Source organism: Chitinophaga sp. Cy-1792, from assembly GCF_011752935.1.
In the GTDB taxonomy this organism is placed as follows: Bacteria; Bacteroidota; Bacteroidia; order Chitinophagales; family Chitinophagaceae; genus Chitinophaga.
Genome location: NZ_VWWO01000001.1, coordinates 1,747,731 through 1,772,949, shown reverse-complemented (window position 1 = coordinate 1,772,949; position 25,219 = coordinate 1,747,731). Strand labels below are relative to the sequence as shown.

General features: G+C 44.5%; 17 protein-coding genes. 4 read left to right on the top strand and 13 right to left on the bottom strand.

The genetic code is table 11. From position 1 onward, the window contains the following. Position 1: 1 nt before the first annotated feature. The 9 genes from F3J22_RS07270 to tgt all read right to left on the bottom strand — a co-directional run bounded on the left by F3J22_RS07270 (position 2) and on the right by tgt (position 14,183). Positions 2 to 679 (bottom strand): HAD hydrolase-like protein, encoded by a 678-nt coding sequence (locus tag F3J22_RS07270; RefSeq protein WP_167015727.1) that lies wholly within the window; start codon positions 677 to 679, stop codon positions 2 to 4. Positions 680 to 946: 267 nt separating this feature from the next. After that, entirely contained in the window at positions 947 to 1,561 is a 615-nt protein-coding gene (locus F3J22_RS07265) for a hypothetical protein (protein ID WP_167015725.1), read from the bottom strand. A 10-nt stretch (positions 1,562 to 1,571) separates the two neighbouring features. Next, positions 1,572 to 2,981, bottom strand: coding sequence for an FAD-binding oxidoreductase (locus F3J22_RS07260; RefSeq protein ID WP_167015723.1), 1,410 nt, complete (start codon positions 2,979 to 2,981; stop codon positions 1,572 to 1,574). 51 nt (positions 2,982 to 3,032) lie between these two features. Further along, complete coding sequence (locus tag F3J22_RS07255; RefSeq protein WP_167015721.1) at positions 3,033 to 4,052, bottom strand: PorP/SprF family type IX secretion system membrane protein; 1,020 nt, start codon at positions 4,050 to 4,052, stop codon at positions 3,033 to 3,035. A 6-nt stretch (positions 4,053 to 4,058) separates the two neighbouring features. After that, on the bottom strand, positions 4,059 to 7,736 hold the full coding sequence (locus F3J22_RS07250; RefSeq protein ID WP_167015719.1) for a PKD domain-containing protein: 3,678 nt from the start codon (positions 7,734 to 7,736) through the stop codon (positions 4,059 to 4,061). Positions 7,737 to 7,908: 172 nt separating this feature from the next. Continuing rightward, entirely contained in the window at positions 7,909 to 10,002 is a 2,094-nt protein-coding gene (gene recG, locus F3J22_RS07245) for an ATP-dependent DNA helicase RecG (RefSeq protein ID WP_370459420.1), read from the bottom strand. A 110-nt stretch (positions 10,003 to 10,112) separates the two neighbouring features. Next, positions 10,113 to 11,435 (bottom strand): citrate (Si)-synthase, eukaryotic, encoded by a 1,323-nt coding sequence (locus F3J22_RS07240; RefSeq protein ID WP_167015717.1) that lies wholly within the window; start codon positions 11,433 to 11,435, stop codon positions 10,113 to 10,115. A gap of 478 nt (positions 11,436 to 11,913) precedes the next feature. Continuing rightward, positions 11,914 to 13,005: an LptF/LptG family permease gene (locus F3J22_RS07235; RefSeq protein ID WP_167015714.1), complete on the bottom strand. Its 1,092-nt coding sequence runs from the start codon at positions 13,003 to 13,005 to the stop codon at positions 11,914 to 11,916. Between the two features lie 47 nt (positions 13,006 to 13,052). Beyond that, a complete protein-coding gene (gene tgt, locus F3J22_RS07230; RefSeq protein ID WP_167015712.1) occupies positions 13,053 to 14,183 on the bottom strand; it encodes a tRNA guanosine(34) transglycosylase Tgt in 1,131 nt (376 codons plus the stop codon). A 133-nt stretch (positions 14,184 to 14,316) separates the two neighbouring features. Between tgt and F3J22_RS07225 the strand changes: the two genes are divergently transcribed. Together F3J22_RS07225 and rsmG are read left to right on the top strand one after the other, a co-directional pair. Further along, positions 14,317 to 15,453 carry a glycosyltransferase gene (locus F3J22_RS07225; RefSeq protein WP_167015710.1) on the top strand — a complete coding sequence of 379 codons (1,137 nt, stop codon included), beginning with the start codon at positions 14,317 to 14,319 and terminating at the stop codon, positions 15,451 to 15,453. Positions 15,454 to 15,488: 35 nt separating this feature from the next. After that, positions 15,489 to 16,118, top strand: coding sequence for a 16S rRNA (guanine(527)-N(7))-methyltransferase RsmG (gene rsmG / locus F3J22_RS07220; protein WP_167015708.1), 630 nt, complete (start codon positions 15,489 to 15,491; stop codon positions 16,116 to 16,118). An 81-nt stretch (positions 16,119 to 16,199) separates the two neighbouring features. Here rsmG and F3J22_RS07215 read toward each other — a convergent pair whose 3' ends face one another. The 4 genes from F3J22_RS07215 to F3J22_RS07200 form a co-directional block, all read right to left on the bottom strand. Then, positions 16,200 to 17,531, bottom strand: a complete 1,332-nt coding sequence (locus F3J22_RS07215) for a BT_3987 domain-containing protein (RefSeq protein WP_167015706.1) — start codon at positions 17,529 to 17,531, stop codon at positions 16,200 to 16,202. Positions 17,532 to 17,550: 19 nt separating this feature from the next. Then, positions 17,551 to 19,395 carry a RagB/SusD family nutrient uptake outer membrane protein gene (locus tag F3J22_RS07210; RefSeq protein WP_167015704.1) on the bottom strand — a complete coding sequence of 615 codons (1,845 nt, stop codon included), beginning with the start codon at positions 19,393 to 19,395 and terminating at the stop codon, positions 17,551 to 17,553. Between the two features lie 19 nt (positions 19,396 to 19,414). After that, entirely contained in the window at positions 19,415 to 22,468 is a 3,054-nt protein-coding gene (locus tag F3J22_RS07205) for a SusC/RagA family TonB-linked outer membrane protein (protein WP_167015702.1), read from the bottom strand. A 102-nt stretch (positions 22,469 to 22,570) separates the two neighbouring features. Next, a complete protein-coding gene (locus F3J22_RS07200; RefSeq protein ID WP_167015701.1) occupies positions 22,571 to 23,647 on the bottom strand; it encodes a FecR family protein in 1,077 nt (358 codons plus the stop codon). 183 nt (positions 23,648 to 23,830) lie between these two features. Here F3J22_RS07200 and F3J22_RS07195 point away from each other — a divergent pair, with 183 nt between their 5' ends. After that, complete coding sequence (locus tag F3J22_RS07195) at positions 23,831 to 24,433, top strand: RNA polymerase sigma factor (RefSeq protein WP_167015700.1); 603 nt, start codon at positions 23,831 to 23,833, stop codon at positions 24,431 to 24,433. Positions 24,434 to 24,654: 221 nt separating this feature from the next. Continuing rightward, a complete protein-coding gene (locus F3J22_RS07190; protein ID WP_167015698.1) occupies positions 24,655 to 25,212 on the top strand; it encodes an RNA polymerase sigma factor in 558 nt (185 codons plus the stop codon). Positions 25,213 to 25,219 lie beyond the last annotated feature (7 nt).

The window sequence follows — 25,219 nt, the reverse complement described above, 5'->3', positions numbered from 1 at the left end:
ATTAGAAAATTGAAAGTAATTCGTCCAGAGATGCGATCAGGTGCGTGTGAGGACCTTTTTCCAGATCTGCTTTGGAATAAGCGCCCGTTGTTACACCGGCAACAATTTTGCAGCCAGCATTGGTTCCTTCTTCCAGGTCGGAAATGGTATCTCCCACTTTAGCAACATTAGCCACACTGGCTATTTCCAGCTGCTCCATGATACGATAGATCATATACGGATAAGGACGGCCATGTGCAACCAGATCGCTGGTCATCACAGCATCCACGAGGCCGTTGTTTAGCCAGCCTGTACGTTCCAGGATCACAGCTGTAATATCTTTATCGAAACCTGTGTCCAGCGCCACTTTAATGCCTTTAGCACGTAAAGCTTCGAATACACCGGAAACACCGTCTTTTTCACGTACCCCCGGATTAGTGGCATAATAATTTTTCATGCCGGTCACGAAGTACTGATGCAGTTCATCTATCAGGGCAGCATCTTCCGCACGCGGATGGTGCTTCTGTTTCAGTAAATAACGTATAGCAAAGGGTTTAGCGTATCCCATTACCTCATTTACTTCAGCGATCGTAACATCTACGCCGGCTGTCTTAACGGCTGACTGTAATACCTGTGCAACATTGGATTCATCGTGCAGCGTGGTTCCTGCAATATCAAAAACAGCTAACTGTATACTCATCTGTTCACTTATTTATGCGGCAAAGATAACACAATGGGTAAAATAAAGTTTAGTCTTTATAAACAATTAACATGAGGTTAATATGGGAAGATGATTAAATCATTCACCAACTTATGCCCTTTTCCCCGGATCGTGCCCCCGCCTTTGGCGGGGGCACGATCCGGGGTCTTGATGCTGGCCTTCGGCCAGCATCAAGACCCCGGACAAAAAACGATGCCTGCCTCTACAGCGTAAAGACAGGCATCAAAAATATTTTAAATACAATAATTAAAACCCAAGACCAACACCAGCTCTGTATATCAGGTTATTCTGATAAGGTGAGCGGCCATCCTGCAATACATCATACATGATTGCAAAACTGACACCTACCCTGCCGCCTACCGCCTGCGTGTAACCTGCGCCCATCAAGAGGCTTGGCACCGCGTAGTTGGAAGTATAGGTGGTTGTTTTAGGGTTACCATTCATATCAAAGTAATTAGTTGTTTTCTGCGAAACAGAGTTATACTCCGGCTGTACATGTATAAACAGCATTGGAATCGGGTATACACGTCCCCAGACACCACCACCGAAAATTGTATACTGATCACGGGAAGTGGTAGTTCCATAAAAATCGCGGTATTTAATATTACCGTACTGTGCGTTGATATTCACACCAGCCGCTATATAGTTATTAAACCGATAACCTACCAGTGGTGAAATATCAATATTGGTATAGTCTCCGAACACCATTCCCAACGAACCACCAAATACCAGCCTGGAAGGGTCAAAGGTCTTAGGTTGTTGTGTCTGTGGTGGCCTGCTGGTAGTATCAGTTTTATAAAACTGCGCATGCGCCATCTGGAATCCGCTAATCAGGAGTATACAAAGCAACAGCTTTTTCATATGTCGATTTTTAACAGTCAAATATTTTACCTCTGTTGAGGATATTGTTAGGATCAAATATCTGTTTTATTTGCTTCATAATGTTCATGGAAGTTGCATCAAAGATGATATCCATATAGCTTTTCTGTACCAGACCAATACCATGCTCTCCGGAGATAGTACCATTCAGGCTTTTCACCAGTTGAAAAATCTCTCTGATACCTGCGGTGAGCGTGCCATTCCACTGTTCTTCCGTCAGGTTGCCACGAATAATATTCACATGGAGATTACCATCACCGGCATGACCATAGCAAACAGAATGAAAGCCATATTTTGCACCGATATCTTTCACACCTTTCAGTAATACCGGCAGTTCCGCTCTTGGCACAACCGTATCTTCTTCTTTATAGATAGAATTCGCTTTTACCGCTTCTGCCACACGACGGCGAAGCTTCCAGAGTTCATCCTTCTGGGTGGAATCTTCTGCAAACAATATCTCCCCGATATCAAACCCTTCTACTACACCTGCGATGCCTTCCATTTCCTGCATCAGCACTTCCGGGTAGTTACCATCTACTTCAATGAGCAGGTGTGCCTGAATATCGTCCTCAATTTTCACGGTACTACCCTGCACATATTGAGAAACCCAGTCCAGTGCATCCCTTTCCATAAACTCCATGGCACTTGGCGTAAAGCCTGCACGGAAAATAGCACTAACAGCAGCGCAGGCACTCTCCGCAGAACGGAATGGTACCAGCATCAGCAGGTCATGCTTAGGCAATGGAATGAGCCTTAAAACTATTTTTGTAACGATGCCAAGGGTACCTTCACTGCCAACCACCAGCTGTGTAAGATTATAGCCCGTCGCATTTTTTAACACATTAGCGCCTGTCCAGATGACTTCGCCGGAAGGTAATACCATTTCCAGGTTCAGCACATAATCCTTTACCACACCATATTTAACAGCCTTCGGACCACCTGAGTTTTCAGCGATGTTGCCACCAATGAAACAGGTACCACGACTGCTTGGATCCGGTGGATAAAACAGTCCTTTTTCCTTTACTGTATTCTGTAATATTTCTGTGATAACTCCCGGTTCGGTCGTTACCTGTAAGTTTCTTTCGTCGATTTCAAGAATTCTGTTGAATCGTTCCATGGAGATAAGAACACCTCCAAACTGTGGCAGAGCGCCACCACTAAGGCCTGTTCCGCCTCCGCGTGGGGTAACCGGCAGTAATTCACGCTGACAAAGCTGCATAATTTTGCTTACCTGCGCTGTACTATCCGGCTTTACAACAACTTCCGGCAGAAAATGTAAATCTTCCGTTTCATCCTGTGCATAACGGTCCAGACTTTCTTCGTCTACCAGCACATATTTCTCTCCCGTTATTTCCCGTAAGGCCGCAATATGAGCGGCAGTTACCTTGTTCAATGTGGTCATGTAACAAAAGTAATCAATAAGCAGGTTTCTGTATAATACGGTTGTAAAGATTTAAAAAGATGGACAGAAGGTAGATCTGATCGCGTCTGAAAACCCTCTGTTCTTGTATAATCCGGTGTAGATGATACCTATTTCGTAAGCCCCTCTGCTACTATTGGCAGCAGATAAGGAAGAGGTGGTAACATCATAGCTGAACATGAATTTCAGGTTGCTTAGCTGGTAACCAACCATAGCCATAACAGCATCATTTGTGCGATAATAAATACCACCATATGCCTGCTGATTCCCATCTCCCGACAGGTTATAAGCGGCATTCAGCCCCAGCATGGTTTGCGAGGTATGTGCCTGCCTGGTATAGTAAGCCCCCGGATTCAGGATTACTTTATCACTCATTTTAATACTTGCATTCAGGAAACCAATATACCTGCGGGGAACCTGGTTGTCGCCATTATAAAAAGTTTCCCGGGGCTGGTTCACGTGTTGTACAGCTGCCCCTACATTGACGTAAATATCATCTGTAGGGAAATACGCATAATTCATACCCACGTGTAAATCGAAATAGTTAGTGCTGCTGGAGGCTATCGGCTCTGCAGTAGGCACCTGGGCATCAAAGAACTTACCATTCCACTGGTCACCGAAAACCAGTTTGGTAACGTCCACTCTTTTGTTGGCAGAACCGGCATTAAAACCCAGCGACAACAAACTACTATTCCCTAACAACTGATGATAAGCTATTGAAGCATAACCTTTTGTAGAGGAGAGATCACCTGCACCAGCCACATCACGGAGGATAACTGCACCTATGCCCACCCATCCATAAGTAAGCTGGTCGCGGAATAACTGTGCATCACCAAATGCAGACATCGTTTTATAAGGCACCGGAATCGATGACCATTGGTCCCTGTAATTGATGCCCACCCGATAGTTGCCATCGGGGATAAACCCTGTATTGGCAGGGTTGGTAGTAAGCGGAGAATTGAAGAACTGCGAAAAGTGCAGGTCCTGCGCAAAACCGCTACTGGTGGTTAACAACAGGATAATACCTGCCGTGAATTTAACAAGCTGCTTCATGGGTCATCATCTTAACAAGGTTACACTTCCTGAACGGTTACCTTTGGTTCCATCCGTGAATTCTAAACTAAGCACATATGCATAAGCATCCATCGGCATGGCAGCGCCATTGAACCTTCCATCCCAGCCCTTACGCCAGTCTGTTGTTTCAAACAACAGCTTGCCCCAGCGACTATAGATTTTCAGATCGAATTTGCTCACACCAAAAGCCTTCACCTGGAATATGTCGTTAATACCATCATTATTTGGTGAAAATGCATTTGGCACATCAAACAGCGGTACCACAATAGAACTCACATCTTTACAGGTTGTATTTGTACACCCTTCAGGATTATATGCTGTTAAACATACCGTAAACGAACCGGTCGTATTATACTGATGCGACGGATTCATAACAGAGGTTGTATCTCCATCCCCGAAATTCCACAAATAGGAGGTTGCGCCTGAACTATTATTCCTAAAGGCAACCGGCGTATTTTCTATCGGTTTTAACGGCGAAAAATCAAAGTCTGACACCGGCTCCGGCGCCACCAATACCTTCTTGGTGATACTGTCCGTTATATTGCAGGTATTCGGATCTACCGCTACCAGCTTCACATCAAACACACCCGTTGAGTTAAACTTGTGTGTAGGATAAATATCCGTGCTGGTACTGTTATCATCCCCAAATGTCCATTTAAATGATGTTCCACCCAGGGAGGTATTATTGAAGGTTACGGTTGACCCTACACAAACAGTATCAGGATTAGTAAATGCGGCTGTAACGTTTACGGCTACACGCAATGGAATCACCTCTGTTTGCGGAGCATTACAGAAACTGGTATCTACCAGCGTCAGCTTCACATTGTAGAGACCAGGCGCCGTATATTGATGTGCATAAGGGAAACGCGGCGGAATGGTACCATTCACCAGCATATACATCGGCGGCGTACCATCTCCCAGGTCAAAGATAAATGAGCTGTCACGGAAACCATTGGTAGGCGTAGAGTTATTCCTGAACTCATATTTCAACAAATCGCATGGTGGCTTTATACGCACAGCTTCCAGATCAAGGATCGCCTTGTTGGTACCGGCTTTGATCTGAATATATGCAGTATCTGCTCCATTACAGGTGCTGTTATCTGTTTTGATCAGCCTGACAGTATAAGTACCTGAGGCGGTAAATGCATGTGTCACGGTATCCTTTGCCAAACCAACCACATCAGGTGAACCATCGCCAAACCGCCACTGGTAGGTGGAGGTTGCCACATATACCTGCGTGGTATCAATAAAAGTAACAGGATCAGGGATACAGTAATTATTTTTTCTTTCCAGTGTTTTGATACCAGCTTTTACACCATCGAGATTGAAGGCAATCTTCAGTGCACCAAAGTTACAGCTACGCGGCGGCGTGCTGGAATAAGCACCTGGCGAAGTTGGGTATTTAGGTTTGGAAGGACCACCTGAAGTATTACACCATGCACAGATACCCTGATAGATGATACCGTTTTTATCGAAGCGGCTGGTACCGCCATCTACGTGTTCATACAGACCAGAGCCACCAAAGTAGCTACCAAACAGGATATCGGTGGCATCTTTCTTTAATACAAAAAAGTAAAAGTCCATACCATCGGTAATACCCTGCAATGCGTTTTTCAGCGGAAGCCCACCGGTACCAGTATTAGGGTAACCTTCTGCAGGGTTGATACCTCCTCCCCATCCGGATACATATACGTTTTCACATCTGTCTACCAGGAAAGCCACCGGACTGATAGCCGGCTTCATGCCCAGGGAGCGGTTTTTACCGAAAGTGGTGGAATACACCACATCGGAAAGGTTTGGCTGCAATTTCATGATAAACTGCTGCGAGTTCTGATTATAAAAAGTACTGGTGCCAGGGGCTTGTTTTACTGGCCAGATACCTTCCGTAGTACCCATCACATATACATACCCGTTACCATCCAGCTGTACACCATAAACCTGGTCTGCAGCACCATCTGTAGAACCTACATACGTGCTCTGTATCAGCTGGGTTCCGTCACTTTTTATGTGTGCGATAAAGCCGTCGCAGGAGCCACCCGTGTAGGTACCTGCATACACCGGAGAGCCCTTTATCGGAAAATCCGTACTGGCAGTACCACCGGCAACGTATAATGATTGAAGATCATTCAGTGCAATTACAAAGGCTGCATCTTCGCTGGTACCTCCCAGGAAGCTGGCCCATACAACATCCTGACACAGCGGATTAATTTTCATCACCACACCATCCTGTTTACCTGCTAAAGCAGTCTGAAAAACACCAGCAGTAACAGGAAAATCTGTAGACTTTGTACAGCTGGCCACATAGATATAACCGGCATTATCTACTACGACTTCACTACGTGCATCATCGCCATAGTTACGCAGCGTAGTGTTTGCACCACCTGCGCGCTGGTCACGGATATTAACACCATCATCTGAAGCACCACCTATAATCAGTGAACCCACAATTTTATCGCCGGCGGCAGTGAGCATCGTTACTGCAATATCCCAGCTTCCACCAGGACCAACACGTTTTCCAGGGTAGTTGGATGATCTTGTTCTACCTGAAATTACCAGCTGATTGTTTTTATTGACAAACAGACTATGTGGCTGTTCAATATCTCCACCACCAACGAAGGTGCCGTATACCAGCTGTGTACCATCAGGCGTAAATTTCTGAATACCGATATCTATCTGGCCACCACCGAAGGATGTCTGGTAGGCGCCGGTGGTAACAGGGAAGTCCTGCCCGAACACGATACCGCCTCCATAAAAATATCCTTCCGCATCATAGGTGGCTGTGAAGCCCCAGTTATCAGCGCGGGAGCCGGATACAGTGGAAAATACATATGTCGGATCTATGATCAGCGGATAAGCGGTATTATAGGTGCCGGATATCTTAAAGCTGACTTTATTGTTACTTAGTTTATAACTAACCTTAACGGGTACACGTTCTTCATTAATATACTGGTAAGCGTACGGCAGTTGCTCTACCACATCGCCAACAGAAGTATGAATGATGAGCTGGCCTTTCTTCAGTTCAATGGAATTAACACCATCATACTGCAACTGTATATCATCCGGGTTTCCACCAGGATTGATGACCATGTCATACTTCAGTTTAGAGGCTTCAGAATATACATGTGCATCAATATTTTTGTAGATGTTTCTGTAGTTGATACCGAGGTAGGATTGCACATGGGTGGCCCATTTGCTCTCGTCATTACCAATGAAGTAGTTACTGTAGGCATCCTGTTTCTTTTCAGGTTCCAGCATTACATCGGGATTGGCATTTACGAAGTTTACCTCGTAGGCATGATTTCTTACGGGAGGCATCTGGGTAAGTGGCGGATCTACCTTGGCGGGGTTGTTCACCTGTGTACCGTTGACAAAGGCGCGGTTCTGCACCCAGAGGGTATCATTGCGATGTACGTGTCCGTGAATATATTGATTTACTTTATCAAGATCTTCCGGGCTTTGCAGATTGAAAGTAAAGCCAGTTTTACGGAGAAAAATGGCGGCGGCGTCTAGATCAGTTTTGTAGATAACAGCATGGTTCCATTGACCTTTATTCTCCGCAAACTTAAGCGGGGTGTAATTAGCTGTTTGCTGCGCCCGCAGTGAAGCGGTACACATCATAAGGATAATCATTCCAACAAATCCGATCGGGAGGGTAAATTTCAACGGGATAAGATTTTTTTATTATCTGAAAAAACTAATATACTATAATTAAACGCACCAACTTGCACAATTGTTACGCTTTCAAAAACAACAACTTATAAGTTTACTGTCCTGTCGTACGGTGAAGACTATACTGAATTCTTTGACTTGGATAAATAATAAACGTTAAAAGTGGTCAGGAAATTTTGCTCCAGACCGTTTTACTTCGTTGTGAGGCCAAAAATTCTCTCAAACCCTGGTTTTCGGGTAACTGGAGATCCATGTCTTGCTGCAGGAGTTTTTCAGCACTATTGCGGGCGGCGTCTAAAATGGGTTTGTCTGCAAGGATATCTGCCAGTTTAAAGTCGAGGATACCGGATTGCCGGGTTCCTTCAATATCTCCCGGGCCACGGAGTTCCATATCTTTTTCGGAGATAATAAAGCCATTATTCGTTTGCACCATCACGTTAATACGTTCTTTGGAGTCTTTACTCACTTTGTTTCCTGTCATGAGTACACAGAATGACTGTTCAGCGCCCCTTCCTACGCGGCCTCTCAGCTGGTGCAGCTGGGAAAGTCCGAAGCGTTCAGTACTTTCAATGACCATTACGGAAGCATTGGGTACGTTCACGCCTACTTCAATAACAGTAGTAGCCACCATAATGTTGGTATCGCCGGAAACAAATCGTTGCATATTTGTTTCGCGCATGTCTGCCGGTTGCCGGCCATGTACCATACTGATATAGTATTGCGGTTCTGGAAAAAAGGCTTTCACTTCTTCGTAGCCTTTCATCAGGTTTTCGTAATCCATTTTTTCTGAATCTTCTATCAACGGATATACGATATAGGCCTGGCGGCCTTTTTTCACTTCTTCTTTTATAAAGTCCATTACCTGCGGGCGCTGGAACTCTGTTTTATGTACGGTGGTAATAGGTTTACGGCCTGGCGGCATTTCGTCGATAACCGATACGTCCAGATCGCCGTAGATGGTCATGGCCAGGGTTCTCGGGATAGGCGTTGCCGTCATAACGAGTACATGCGGCGGGATGGAATTTTTTTCCCACAGGCGTGCGCGCTGGGCCACACCAAAACGGTGCTGCTCATCGATGATGGCCATCCCCAGGTTTTTAAAATCTACTTCTTTTTCCAGCAGGGCATGTGTTCCTACCAGCAGGTGGATATTTCCCTCTTTCACATCGGCCAGTATTTGCTTCCTGGCTTTTCCCTTAATGCTGCCCGTTAGCAGGGCTACGCGTACCGGCATATTTTCCAGGAGTTCGGACAATCCTTTAAAATGCTGCTGGGAAAGGATTTCGGTAGGTGCCATCAGGCAGGCCTGGAAGCCATTATCGATGGCCAGCAGGGCGGTGAGCAGGGCTACCATTGTTTTTCCGCTACCTACATCCCCTTGCAGGAGGCGGTTCATCTGCCTGCCATGCATAGTATCCTGGCGGATCTCTTTCAGTACACGTTTTTGTGCACCTGTAAGGGAAAAAGGCAGATGATTGTTGTAGAAGTCATTGAAATGTTCTCCTACTGCGCCGAAAACATATCCGTGAGAAAGTTTCTGTCGCTTTATTTTCAGGCGGCAGATGCGTATCTGCGCGATAAACAGTTCTTCGAATTTCAGGCGGCGCTGGGCTTGTTTAGCTTCTTCTTCGCCGCCTGGCATATGTATTTTAAAATAGGCCAGGGAGCGTGGCATGAGGCGGTACTGGTGGAGGATTTCCTGTGGTATATTTTCTCTGATTTCCTGTGGAGATAATTGTTCCAGCAGGTTTTTTGTCAGTTTTCCTATAGCCTTTGCCGTTAGTCCCCTTGCTTTTAATTTTTCGGTGGTGTAGTAAACGGGTTCCAGGAATTGTTTTCCGGTGGCTATTTCCTCTGTCAGCAAGTCCAGTTCAGGGTGTGCGATCTGTATATTGCCATTGAAGGCCGACACACGGCCATATACCAGGTAAGCTACATTCTCTCTGAGCGACTTCTGCATCCATTGCCATCCCTGAAACCATACCAGTTCAATGATACCTGTTTCGTCCTTAAAGGTGGCTACCAGTCGTTTCCCCCTGTTTTCCCCCATGACCTCCATCCGGATGATACGTCCTCTTATCTGCACAAAATCTTCATACCCGCTGATATCACTGATTTTATCAATACGGGTTTTATCGACATACCTGAAAGGAAAATACTCGAGTAAATCCTTGAAGGTATGAATGTTGATTTCCTTACGCAGGAGTTCACCCCGTTGCGGGCCAACACCTTTCAGGTATTCTATCGGATTGGATAATATGGTTGTAATGGTGGAAATAAGCTGTTTATTTTAAAACACAAAAATAAAAAAGGCAAGTGGTAAAAATACCACCTGCCCTCTTCTCTATAAAAAACAATTATTACACTTAATTATTCAGCATCATCTACTTTTCCTTCTACGAAGAGTTTCATCCATTCAGTTGTAACGGATTTAGGTCTTTCGATAGACAGGCCCAGTGCGCGATCCCAGCAGAGAGAAGCCAGTACGCCGAGTGCACGTGAAACGCCAAACAGCACGGTGTAGAATTCGTATTCTGCCATGCCATAGTGAAGCAGTAAAGCTCCGGAATGCGCATCTACGTTAGGCCAAGGGTTTTTCACTTTGCCCAGGTCCTGCAGGATTGGAGGTACAGTTTCGTATACCATCCAAACGATTTTCACGAGTTCATCGTTAGGCAGGTGAGTTTTTGCAAACTCCATCTGAGCGGTGAAGCGAGGGTCAGTTTTACGCAGTACGGCGTGACCGTAACCTGGCACCACTTTACCTTCTGATAATGTTTTGCGAACATATGCAGCGATTTCTTCTTTGGTTGGCATACCACCACCCAGTTCTTCGCGCATATCCAGGATCCATTTGATCACTTCCTGGTTAGCCAGGCCGTGTAAAGGACCTGCCAGACCGTTCATACCCGCTGCGAAAGACAGGTAGGCATCGCTCAGTGCAGAACCTACCAGGTGAGTGGTGTGTGCACTTACGTTACCACCTTCGTGGTCCGCGTGGATTACCATGTACAAACGCATCAGTTCACGGAAAGCCTCGTCTGAGTAACCCAGCATGTGTGCGAAGTTACCAGCCCAGTCCAGCATACCGTTTGGCTGAATATGATCGTTATTCTTGTATTTGCGGCGATAGATATATGCAGCAATACGTGGCAGACGTGCGATCAGGTTCAGTGTATCTTCAAATGTATAGCTCCAGTAATCTTTTTTATTGATACCTTCTCCGTATGCTTTAGCGAAAGAAGATTCTGTTTGCAGTGCCATGATACCAACGGTAAACATGGTCATTGGGTGTGTAGATATAGGTAAAGCTTCGATGGCGTCAAACACGTGGTTAGGCACATGGGAACGACGACCCAGCGTAGCTGATAAATCCTGTACATCCTCTTCTGTAGGCAATTCGCCTATCAGCATCAGGTAAAATAAACCTTCTGGTAATGGCTCCTGGCCACCTTTCACTTTTGGTAATTTTTCTCTCAGTTCCGGGATGGAATATCCACGGAAACGAATACCCTCATTCGCGTCGAGGAGAGAGGTTTCAGTAACCAGTCCGGTAATACCACGCATACCCTGGTAAACCTGTGCTACTGTAACATCGCCCACTTTTGTGTTGCCATGGTTCTTCAACAGGTCTTTTACTTCAGCGTTCAGTTCATCCGCCTTAACCTTAAACTTTTCTTTTATGTTCCCCATTTTACTGCTATTGTTTATATAATGAGACAAAATCGATCAATTGTCAAAAGTAATGATTTGTTAACGAAGTTAGTACCCTTTTGGCATTATTAATGGCAAATTAACAACAAAAAAGTGCGCAAACCGGCCATGACTTCCATGTTAAAAATTACGTATAAATAACTACAATTCAAACAATTATATCATCTAAATAAAACTACTGTTTTAAATTTTAAAGAATTGTAAATTTTTTCAGAATGAATTGAAAATATTGAAAGAATCAGTATTATTTATTGCGTTTTTAACAGTTGGAATGATCTGTGTAAATAACCGGAATCAGCTGGCTTTTATTATAAAACCAGGTTAGGCAGATACCTGCCATCTGTTGGTATATGTCAGGCAGATGATCATCATCTCTCTAAAAAATATTAAAAAAAATGGGCCTCTGTTGAAGAGGCCCATTTTAAAAAAGAAGAATATGTTGTAAAAATACAAGTCATCATTTAGGTGCCCGCTTGTAAAGCCACAAGGCCAGTCCACCGAATGCAAAATTCGGTATCCACACTGCTACCAGCGGGTCCAGGTCGGCTTTTACGGAAAACACCGTGGCAAACTGCAAGGCAATAATATAACTGGCACTGATTACAATACCCAGCGCGAGGTGCAAACCACTACCACCACGTACTTTCTTGGCAGCAATAATACCTCCGATGAGCGTCAGGATCACCACGGCGGCGGCGGCGGCGGTACGGCGATAATACTCCACCCAGTAAGTATTCAGCCCCTCTGCCCCGCGAATGGCTTCCCGCTTGATATAGCGGCGCAGCTCAGGCGTAGTCATTGCTTCATGCATGTTCTTTTCTTCTACCAGGTCCTTAGGAACCAGCGGAATCTGGATCATGGTATCCTGCAGACTCCTCCAGTTTTCATGCAGGCCATTCATGGTACGGATGGTTACATAGTCCAGCCGCCATTTTTTGGCGGTAGAATCGTAACTAACCCTGTCTGCACGCAGCCGGTAATTGATTTCCTGGCCATGGATTTTCTGTAATATGAAAGTGGAGCCATTATAGTAGTTCGGGTCGTAGGTACCAAAGGTAACGTAGGTAAAGCTATCGATACGGGTACTTCGGTCGAACTGTGAGTTCTGGTTATCATGGCTGTGCAGGTACTTATTTTCGAAGGCTGTTCTGATACGGTTGGCATTAGGTACTACCCAGAAGTTGGCCAGCCAGAGGATGCCACCAAACAGGAAAGCTCCTACCCAGTAAGGGCGCAGGAACCTGCGGAAGCTCACACCGGCACTCAGTATGGCAATGATTTCCGAGCGATACGCCATCTTGGAGGTAAAGAAAATTACCGACAGGAAGATGAACAGCGGGAACAACAATGCCAGGATATGCGGAATAAAACCGAAGTAATAATCAACAACAATTTCCCGTAGCGACAGGTGATTTCTCATGAAATCATCTACCTTCTCCGTAATGTCGATCACCACGGAGATCAGCAGGAAGATCGCCAGTGAATAAATAAAGGTACCTATCAGCTTACGTAATATATACCAGTCTATTTTAGTCAGGAATTTCGGCATGAACCCAAAGATATTAGTTTATTGGATTATTTGTTGATTTGCTGGTATTATAAACGGGTTTTTAACTGACTGATCATTTTAGGTTTCCATGTGCTGAAAGTGCCTGCAAGTATTTGTTTACGGGCTTCTTTCACCAGTTCCAGGTAAAACGCCAGGTTATGAATACTAGCCAGTGTCATGCCTAAAATTTCACCGGCCACAAAAAGGTGACGGATATAGGCTTTTGAATAGTCTTTGGTAGCAAAACATTCGCTGTTGGCATCGATTGGCGTGAAATCATCTGCCCATTTCTTATTTCTGATGTTGATAACGCCATTCCAGGTAAATAACATACCGTTACGACCATTACGGGTTGGCATTACACAGTCGAACATATCCACACCGAGGGAAATATTTTCCAGGATATTCCATGGGGTACCAACACCCATCAGGTACCTTGGTTTCTCTACCGGCAGGATATCGCATACGAGTTCACACATTTCGTACATATCTTCTTCCGGCTCCCCAACGCTGAGTCCGCCGATGGCATTACCAGCTGCACCGCGGGAGGCGATGTATTCAGCCGATGCTTTACGGAGGTCTTTATAGGTACTACCCTGTACGATAGGGAAGAGCGTTTGTTCGTGGCCGTATGCAGGCATGGTATCTGCCAGGCGCTGGATACAGCGGTCCAGCCAGCGATGGGTTAAGTCCATCGACTTACGTGCGTAGCGGTATTCGGAAGGGTATGGCGGACATTCGTCGAAGGCCATAATAATATCCGCACCGATGGTACGCTGGATATCCATTACATTTTCAGGCGTAAACAGGTGACGGGAACCGTCTATATGTGATTGAAAAACAACTCCTTCTTCCTTGATTTTACGGTTGGCAGCCAGGGAAAACACCTGGTAACCGCCGCTATCGGTCAGGATTGGTCTGTCCCAACCATTGAATTTATGAAGTCCGCCGGCTTTGGAAAGTACTTCCAATCCCGGACGCAGGTACAGATGATAAGTATTACCCAGGATAATCTGTGCCTGAACGGCTTCGCGGAGTTGTTCCTGTGTAACGGCTTTCACGCTGCCTACGGTACCTACCGGCATAAAAATCGGTGTTTCTATTTCTCCGTGTGCAGTAGTAATTTTACCTGCTCTGGCCTTGCTGCCAGTATCTGTAGTAATCAGTTCAAAATTCACGAGATTTCATTTCAGCGTGCAAAGATACCGATTTGAAATCCGAATTGCGAATTAAGGAAATCATAATAGTTGGGGATAACTTAATCTATTATCTTTTTACAGATATTAAAAAAAATATATTTTTGCTGCTATTATGCTTGACAACCTTGGTGAAATTGCCTTATACTTCTTTGCTGCTATAGCAGGAATTCAGATATGCTATTACCTGTTCATCTTTTCAAGGGTGGCATTCTATCGTCGGAAATTCGACACTGACCAGCCACCGGCGGGGCAGTTTTCGGTTATTATCTGTGCCAAGGACGAGGAGCTGAACCTTCAGCGAAACCTCCCAGGCGTATTGCAACAACGTTATCATGACCACCTGAAGCCTGAATATGAGGTGATTGTGGTAAATGACAACTCCGAAGACGACAGCCGTTACTATCTCCAGTCAATAGAACCGGGTTATCCACATTACAGAACCATAGAGATCAAACAGCCGGCGAAGTTCATTCCCGGCAAGAAGTTCCCATTATCTATGGGGCTCCGTGGGGCAGCTTTTGAAAATATCCTGCTCACCGATGCCGACTGTAAACCAGGGAGTACCTACTGGCTGTCGCTGATGAGCCAGGGCTTCACGGAAAACAAGGAGATCGTACTGGGCTATGGCGCCTATAATAAAAAGCCGGGCTTCCTCAATAAAGTGATCCGCTACGAAACTTTCTTCAGTGCCTTACAGCACCTGGGCTTTGCGATGAGCGGCATGCCTTATATGGGCGTGGGCCGTAATCTTGCCTATAAAAAAGAACTTTTCTACCGTCATAAAGGGTTTACCAGTCACCAGCACCTCGCTGGCGGCGACGACGACCTGTTTGTGAATACAGCCGCCAACCGTAAAAACGTGGGCGTGGTAATCGACAAAAAAGCCTTTACCTACTCAGAAGCCAAAAGCAGCTGGAGCAGCTGGTTCCGCCAGAAAACCCGTCACATGACGACCGGCAAACATTACCGTTTTGCCCATAAGTTCGTATTGGGACTGTTTTCCATGACGCATTTCCTTTTCTATCCGGCCTTTATCCTGGCCTTATTCTTCCCGCCACCAATTTTGTGGTATGCCCTGGGTATATTCGGGTTTAAGCTGCTGGTACAATCTGTTATTATGTTTGCCGCCATGCGCAAACTGGATGAGAGAGACCTGTTCAAATTCAGCCTCTTCCTGGATATCTTCATGTTATTCTATTATATCATCTTTACACCTGCTTTACTTATAAAATCCAAAAACCGTTGGTAAGCTTATTCATTGCCGAATAAGTTTATTTTTGCAGCATGGAGATTATTTTAAAGTATTTCAGCGACTTCACGCCAAAACAAACTGAGCAGTTTGAAGCGCTTAAAGGATTGTATACCGAATGGAATGAGAAAATCAATGTCATTTCAAGAAAAGACATCGATTCCTTATACGAGCGACATGTATTACATTCACTGAGTATTGCAGCCGTGGCTGATTTTGCACCTGGCACCCAGATCATCGATCTCGGTACCGGCGGCGGCTTTCCTGGTATTCCGCTGGCAATATTCTTTCCTGAAGTACAATTCCACCTGGTAGACTCCATCGGTAAAAAGATCAAGGTGGTAGAAGGTGTGGCCGCTGAACTGGGACTTAAAAACGTTACCACTGCCCATTCCCGTGTTGAAGAAATCAAGAACCGCAAATTCGATATCGTGGTTTCCCGCGCCGTAGCCCCGCTGGGCGACTTATGGCGCTGGAGCAGGAATATTATGAAGAAGTCCACTGTTCCCGGCAAACAGTTCGAAAAAGGACTGATATGCCTGAAAGGCGGCGACCTCGCCCAGGAAATCTCTGAAAGTGGCCTGAGACCAAAAAAGATAGATATCTATGACATCTTCCCGGAAGAAAGCTTCAAAGAGAAATATATTATCATGGTGAAGAGCTAAACCAGCAGCTTCCCAAATGAAAACCGGTTGGCAGATCCCATATCTACCAACCGGTTTCTTATTTATACCCGGTTTATCTTCCTACTTCACAGTAAAAAATTCTGCAATATTGGCAATATTGGACCTATTGGAAGAAGTCAGGTGTATCCTGATATACCTGGCATTGGTTGTTTCACAATAAAAATAAAACGGTCCGGCAGATTTGTTGGTAGTGCCGCAATCAAACGCAGTAGCTGTTTTCCAGTTAACGTTATCTGCCGACACCTCAAAATAGCCGCCTCTCAGATCGGTCACATAGGTGCCTGGCCGGCGCCACAGCTCAAAACCATTGACATTCGTCAGCTTGCCCATATCCACCACAATCGTATATGGTAAGGTCACTCTTCCTACCTGGCTGGAATTATATGCACACTGCCAGTAAGTATTAAAATCATTATCCATGATCTTAACCGGCTCGTAACCCGCGCCTGAATAGGAATCATAATCCGTGATAGCCCAGCCTGTACGGGCATTCCTGGCCGTATCCGTATTATTGATGATACGTATCACCTTATACGAACTATACTGCGGGAATATCTGACCGTCTCCGAAACTGCCGGAATTAAGCTTCAGCGCCACCGAATAAACGCCTTTAGGCATTTTACTTTTATTGATAACAAAATTTAAGGTTGCCGCAGATGCGCCCTTCGGCATTACTGAATCGTAACTCAATTTGTAAGCGTCTTCAGGAAGGGCTTGCAGCATTGTATTTCTGGCTGTATTATACATCGTTAATACCGGCGCGCCGCTGCTGATGGAAAAATGACTCTTATCCTGGGAATTAACGAAACTGATATTTACCTGTAACGCATATTTGATAGAATCGCCGGCAGTACTGGCCACGATCTCCGTTACGCCGGTATCGCTTAAATTGATAAATGCCTGCCCGATTACCGGCTGGATAACGATCCGTTTATTGGGACCTAACTGACCAGGTAATTTGCTGACAATCTTCAGCGGCAAAACATAACTCACTTTTTTATCTAACGCATCTATCAAACGGGGCCTGAGCTTCACGGGGAATGTCAGGGTTCTGTTGGCGCTATTGATAGTGCCGTTGTTAACATCCAGCGAGTAGCACTGTTCCGGCAGCAAGGCGTAAGTAGCGCCAGCAGCGAGGTTCAGACTATCTACATACGAAGCATCCGGTGCAAATGAAATATCTGTATTTCCTGCGATATCCTTACCCGCATTGGTCGCATATATGGTATCTACATACAAACTATCAAAAGTATACAGCTGAATATTCTCTATGCCGAATTTCGTCAGGTTCACCACTGCCGGCGGGATGTAATCATCTATGTGCGACTTTTCACAAGCCGCACCAATAGTGAGTATAACGAGAAATAGAATATATTTTAGTTTCTTGCTCATAGTATTTTATTTAGAAAGATCACCAGCCATAGTTTTGTGTCAGCCTGGCTGTTACAATCTCATAGTCTTTGAATGGGAACAGGTAGCATCTTGGAGTAAACACTCTCACGCCGTTAAATCCGGCTTCCAGCTTAACTACAGTACGCTGCCAGTAGGGGCCGTTTACTTTGTCATCCGTATTCCAGACATTGAGGCCGTAGACAGGGCCACTGTTTTCAACAGGTGCAGTCATCCAGGTCCTGGTATCAAAATAGCGCTGATTTTCGAAGCATAACTCTACAAAGCGTTCCTTGCGGATAAGCTCCCGCATCAGTACCTGGTTACCTACTGCTTCAGGATAGGCGACTTCTATCCCTGGTATGCCTGCTCTCCTGCGGATAAGATTGAGGTAGGTAATGATATCCGCGTTGTTCGGATCATATTCATTCAATGCCTCTACATAGTTGAGCAAAACTTCTGCATACCTGAAAAGCGGATAAGATAAAGTTCCCCAGTCATCTATTCCATATTTGATAGACAGGTCAATGAATTTAAAAGGTGTGTATCCCGTAGGCGGATAGTTATTACTTGTTCCCGGGCCGGAGTTACCATTCAGGTTATACTGTACTTCAGCGATGGTTCTGGCTCCGCCGGCATCTATCCATGGAAGCCCGCTCCAGAAGATATCCATATAAAATCTGGGGTCCCTGTTCTGATACATGGTGGAAACATTCACCGCTTTTCCTAAAACCGGGTGCGTTATAGTGGTGAAGCCTGTTTCAGTATACCCGGAGCTCTTATCAATGATGGGAGTAGCGCCATTATTGGTATAGCCCGTAATCGGATATCTGCCGTTACTCATGGCAAAACCGTCTACCATTTTTTGTGTAGCGCCTACTCCACCATAGCCGCCAGCCGTTTGTGGTACAGTGTTTCTGCGTTCTCCATAGGCAGATACTTCTTCCGTAAAAATAAACTCGCTATTGCTCACTGTTCTGGTAAGGAACAGATTCTTTAAATACGTATATGCGTTATAGTTATTAGCAGCCGATTCATCCTGTCCTACCAGTTTGTACTTGTTCAGATCAATGATAGCTTTGCTTGCAGCGGCTGCCTCCTGCCATTTATTCATATCCGGTGCCGCAGGAAAAAGATGCTGACCGAATTTATTGGTCATACTGCTATATAATTTACAACCGTTAAACAAGGGCCTTGCCGCATATAACATCAGTCGGGCTTTTACAGCCATGGCAGCACCTTTGGTGGCTCTGCCGGAAAAACTTGCACCCCAGTTGTCAGGAAGATTTCCAGCAACAGCATCCAGTTCTGAAACAACATAGTTCAGACAGGAATCCCATGGCGCTCTGTCAACCTTAGAAAGGTTATCGGAGGTAAAGTCTACCGGATTATTGCCTATCAGAATTACCGGGCCGTAGGATCTCATTAAAAGAAAATAATAGTATGCTCTCAGGAACCTGGCTTCATTGTAGTAAATTTTCTTCTGATCATCCGTAATAGGTGATTCATTTACATGCAACATAAAATAATTGGCTGCCCGGATGCCTTTATAGGACGGTGTATACGTCTGATCGTAATAATTATTTGCAGAGGTTGTCCACAGATCCTGATTGATATATGCAAAGCCCCTCGACGGGTAAGCACTGGAGCCTTCATCTGAGGAAATATTAAATGGGTGGTTCATCCCATTGGTTTCCGCCTCATAAGGCATATAAGTGTAGGTATTCATCAGCGAGGCCAGTGTGTTTGCCTCCGTTTTGAATAAGTCGGCTTCTGTTAGCGCATCATCTGATTGTCTGTCCAGGTATTTCTCACAGCTGCAAATCGATAACACCAGGAAAGAAAGTATATATAGCTTTATTTTCATCTCAAAATCGTTTAAACTATTAGTTGATATTTGTGCTGATCCCTATGCTAAAAGTCTTATTGGGAGGGAAAACAGATCCATTCACCTGTAAGTCCGGGTCCCAGAGTTTAAACTTGGAGATCGTCAGGATATTCACGCCTGAAAAGTAAATCCTGGTATTTTTGAGATGCAGGCGTGTTAACAGCGCTTTAGAGAAAGTATAGCCAAATTCAATATTTTTCAGTCTGAGATAGGAACCATCAGCCATCCAGAAAGTAGAGGCGACATTGTTGTTTGAGTTGGAAGAACCTGCGATACGCGGATACTTTGCATCTGTATGATCAGGCTTCCAATAGTTGCCGTACACATCTGCAAATATGCCGTTCTGGTTCATATTGGAATTAGAGAAAGGAACTACCTGTTCTGAATTATACAGGAAATTTACATGCGAATTTCCCTGGAAGAAGAAAGATAAATCCCAGTTTCTCCATTTTGAAGAGATGCCAAATCCATACACGATTTCGGGAATATTCGTATAGCCGATAGGTTTACGATCGTAATAGTTAACAACACCATCGCCATTGAGGTCCAGGTATTTGATATCACCGGGTTTCGGTGTAGCGCCTACTTCCTGTTTAGGCCATGCATCAATCTCCGCCTGACTCTGGAAAATACCTGCCGCCACATAACCAAATGACTGGTAACGCGCCTGACCGGTGCTGTATAAATATTGCTGGTCGTAGGTAGGTTCATCTTTATTCAGGATGATGTTGCGTGCAAAGGTAAAGTTACCCAGTCCGGACAGCGATACTTCGCCGATTTTCTGGTTGTACTGCAGGGAAAATTCAACACCGGAATTTCTCATCTCTCCTATATTGACATAAGGAGAATTTACTACACCGGCATAGTTTGGAATAGAAGCGCGCTGTAAAAATATTCCGCTTCTGTTTTCTTTAAAATAATCAAATTTAAAATCGAGTTTTCTGAAGAAAGTCATTTCAGCCCCTACATCCAGTTTCAAAGCGGTTTCCCAGCCTACGTTGGGATTTGCCCAGTCTTTAATGTAGATGGTATTCTGATTGGAAGCAGCAGTACCCATGCCTGTTTGTGTGGTGCCGGAACCAATCGTTCCGATATAGGCAAAGCGCCGGTCGCCACCAATATTATCGCTACCTACTTTACCGTAGGAGCCTCTTAATTTCAGGTTGCTTACCACCTCTTTTAATCCTGTAAAAAACTGTTCATTGGATACATGCCATCCCAGCGCCAGGGCAGGGAAAAGTCCAAACCGGTGACCTGGCGCGAAGTTCTCAGAACCATTGTATCCGAAAGAGCCTTCCACCAGATATTTACCGTTATACGCGTAGTTAAATCTACCTGCAATACCCTGATTTTTATAAGGCAATGCATCATCGGAAGTAGATACGCCGATATTAAAAAGTTCTGATTGCTGGAATAATACAAGTCCATCTACACGATGCTTCGCAAATGTTCTGCTGTAGTTGATAGAACTCAGTACATAGAACCTTCTCATACCGTTGTTGGACTCTGCATACTTCAACGACTGCTCTCCAGGAAGTTTCTGGTTCATGATAAGGTTTCCGTCCTCATCTCTTCCGGTAGCCAGCCATTCATCCACCTGCCTTGTTCTGCTGTTCTTTGTGTAATTCTGTGCGTCGAAAGATGCCTGTATATTAAAGCTCAATCCTTTGGTCAGCGGACTTAAATCCTGCGTGATACCAAACAGCGACTGGCCATTGAACCAGAACTGCTGTACATACCCTGACTGTGTCAACAACGCATAGGGATTCCATCCCTGATTGGAGCCAGGTCCGGGCATTTTGCCATTAGAATAAACTGTAGGAAAAGAATTGGGTGATGTGCGTATCGCATAATCCCAGATAGTGCTGTTGCTGCTGCCGGGATCATTCTTTCTTTCGAAGGCAGTGTTCAGGTTGATGTTAAACGTAGTATGTTTAAACAGCTGAATATCGAGATTGGACCTGAAGGTATATCTTCTGTAATAATTCGCGGTATTATAGGATTTCAGGTTATCGATATTATACAAACCTTTCTCACTGTATGCCGTACCGGAAACATAATACCGGGCCTGTTGCGTACCACCATTGATATCCACAACGATGCGCTGATTATTCGTATAGTCTTTATAGATCGTCTTTATCCAATCAACATTGGGGTATAGGTCCGGGTCTTTGCCAGACTTATATTTATCCAATGCTTCCTGTGGATAATAGGAAAATCCTACTGCTTCGTTGTACATATTAGCAAACTGCGAAGCATTGATCATCTTAGGGATTTTGGTGGGCGTAAGAATACCATTTTCTACTTTTGCTGAAATGGTGATAGGGCCGGGTTTACCGGTTCTTGTAGTGATGAGAATTACGCCGTTGGCACCTTTTACACCATAGATAGAAGTAGCGGAAGCATCTTTCAAAACAGAGATCTGGTCTATGTCTTCCGGGTCTACCAGGTCCATGTTTCTTTCTATACCATCTACCAGCACAAGCGGAGATGCATTCGTCATGGTACTGATACCTCTTATCCAGAATGTAGAACCAGCGCCAGGTTCACCGGTACGTTGTACCGCAATAACGCCGGCTACCTTACCGGCCAGGCTGCTGGAAATTTTGGAAACAGGAGCGGTAACTATTTCTTTGTTAACAGAAGTAACCGCCTGAATGATGTTGTCTTTTTTCTGATTACCATATGCGACCACCACTACTTCATTCAGCTTCTGCAAAGCCTCGTTGGCAGGCAATTGCACCAACAACGAAGCCACATTGTTTTTAGCAAGTACTTTCTCTACTTTCACGGGTTTATAACCGATCAGGGAGAAAACCACATTGTACATTGAATCCTGTCGTAAGCCCTGAATAAGAAAAACACCCAATGTGTCTGTAAAGCCTGTTGCCACGGCTCTTCCATTCAAATCTAAAACGCTTACAGCAACATCCTGAAGATACTTGCCTCCTACATCGGTGACCAGCCCTTTCAGGATGACATTGTTTGCAGGACGATTTTGTGCGTATAACGACTGCTGCATTATACCTAATCCCAGCAGCAGTACTGCCATCCAAAGTGATTTAATTTTTGCCTTGTACATTCTTGTTCATTTTTGACAATATTTATCCTGACGGGAGTAGTGTTCCCATCAATTTCATTTGATTTCTTTCTTCTAATTCGTGGTGATCGTTTTTCCCTTTATTTTATATTTCATGCCAGTGGAAAGGGCCAGCTTTTTCATGATCAGTTGAATGTTTTCTTCATTGGAGAAAGTGCCTGTAAATAGTTGATTCATTTTCTCTGCGTTGCTACAGCTTATTTTAAATCCGTGCTGCTGACCGATTTTTTCCATCACCTCCTGCAAAGGCACGTTGCTGAAGGCTAGCATATTATCCGATTCAACAATGCCGCTGCCTGGTGTTGCTGGTGTTGTCGTGGTATTATCCGTCAGTTGAAATTGTTGTTTTTGTTCATCAAAATTGAATTGCTGCTGTGGTTGATCCAGTGCTATATCTTTAAAAGTGCCGGTCAGGGACTGGATAATTATTTTACCTTTTATCAGTTGTGAGATGACTTTGCCATTGGTGTATTCTACGCTAAAAACTGTGCTGACATCCAGGATGCGGATCCCGCCGGCATCTACAAAAAATGGAAGCTGCTTACCGCTAAGATGATGTACATCAAATATTGCTTTACCAGACAGCGCCAGGGCCCTGTCTTTTTTCATGTAAAGGTTGTTGTTATAGATGATTTGAGATTTAGGGAAAAGAGATACAGTAGAGCTATCAGGCAATAAAAAGACCTGTATATTATTGCCGTCATTGCGCACTGTATCCAGTTGGGCGGAAGGAGCAATGGTATTTTTATCATGTTGTGCCAGGGCACCTGTTGGCGTGTTATTACTTTTTTGCAGATAGATGGCGCTGCCATAAATAACAGCGAGTAATATGGCCGCTGCGGCAGCATACCTGATCAATAGTTTTCTATATCTGCCGGTTGTAGCTGTAGCTTTTGTGTTGTTAATATCTTCATTGATTTTCAACAGGAGCAGTTCACCAATTCTCTCTTTATCCTTGTCCACGGCGGTATCATCATCAGTAATCTGTTGCACGAATGAGTCGTACAATTCCTGCTGTAGGGCAGTTTCGTCTTCCAGTAGCTTTTCCAGAGCTTCTTTTCTAAGCCTTGCATCATGTTGATGGGAAGCCGCTATCTGAAGCAATAATTCTTTTGAGATATTTCCTTGCATACAATAGTAAAATCTCACGTGTATGCCTAAACGATACGTTTTGCATGTTAACGAATTGTTAACACTGGATAAACGAAATACTTAACGCATTCTTAATTATTTTCTCAATCTTTATTCTTTTCTGACAGAGTAATTTTACGTTCCCTTTTACCAACTGATTTTCCACCGCACCAAACGATTGCTATGCAGGATCCGGACAATGAAATACTACAACAATTAAAAGTGAATGATCCACAGGCATTCCGGAAGATATTCAACAGGTATTATCCGGCGGTATTTGCCAACATTAAAAAGTTTGTTTCGGATAAATATTTAGCGGAGGATTTGCTGCAGGAAACATTTGTCGCATTCTGGGAAAAGCGTCAGCGTTTTCAGGATATGGGGCATATTGCCAAATGGTTGTTTACGGTCAGCTATAACAAGTCAATGACGCATTTAAAGAAGGAAATACACCTGCAGGCAATCAATGAATCAGTATATCCTGACTTGCTGGAACTGCCTGCCCAGGATGCAGGTGCGCCTTATGAAACGGATTTTGCTTCCAATATAAAGTTGAAGAAATTAAACGAAGCCATTGAGTTGTTACCCAAGCAAAAGAAGAAAGCCTTTGTGCTTTGTAAGATACAGGGGCTGTCTTACCAGGAGGCTGCTTTACAATTGAATGTTTCGGAGGAGTCTATCAAGCAGTATGTAAGAACAGCTATGTTGTCGTTGAGGCGTATGCTGAATACAAAAGATGCCGGTGTCATTGTATTAACATTAATAGTAATGTCCCAAAAAATCTAAATTGACCTATAGCTGCCTGAAAAATGCTCATATTCAGCGGGTTATCAGATAATATAACAAAGATGTATATTTGATAGTGAAGTTTGTACTGGAAATAGTTGCTTTTTTTTTCCATAGAAGATGGAGATAAAAGTTGAAAAGCGGTTGATATTTTAAAATATCCTGGATACTGGTTCGTCTTCAATAGTAAGATGAAACAGTTGCTCCTATCAAACACAGTTATGGCCCAAGAGCAAAACGAGCGTATACAGGCTGCGGTAAAGCAGGAGAGCAAGCGCTTGCTCCACTTTATCCGTCAGCGGGTAAGCAATGTGTCTGATGCAGAGGATATTTTACAAGACGTACTTTACCAGTTTACAGAATATTTACGCCTGGGCAGCCAGGTGGATTCTATCACCGGGTGGCTATTTTCCGTTGCCCGCAACAGAATAACGGACTGGTTCAGGAAGAAGAAAGAAACACCTTTTGCAGAATACACGAAGGAGATAGAAGGAGAAGAAGTGCTCTTTTTACCGGAATTGCTCGCCGACACCTCTATGGAGGCCGACACGCCCATGATGAAGAAGATTATGTCTGAGGCCATTTCTGCCGCTATCGATGATCTGCCGCGGGATCAGAAAGATGTATTTATCGGCCATGAGATATTAGGCAAGTCCTTTAAAGAGATGAGTGCGGAAACAGGTGTCAGTGTGAATACGCTGCTTTCCCGGAAACGCTATGCTGTGCTCTTTCTACGAGAGAGATTGGGAGAACTGTATCGGGAAATTTTAGACAATTAATTAAACT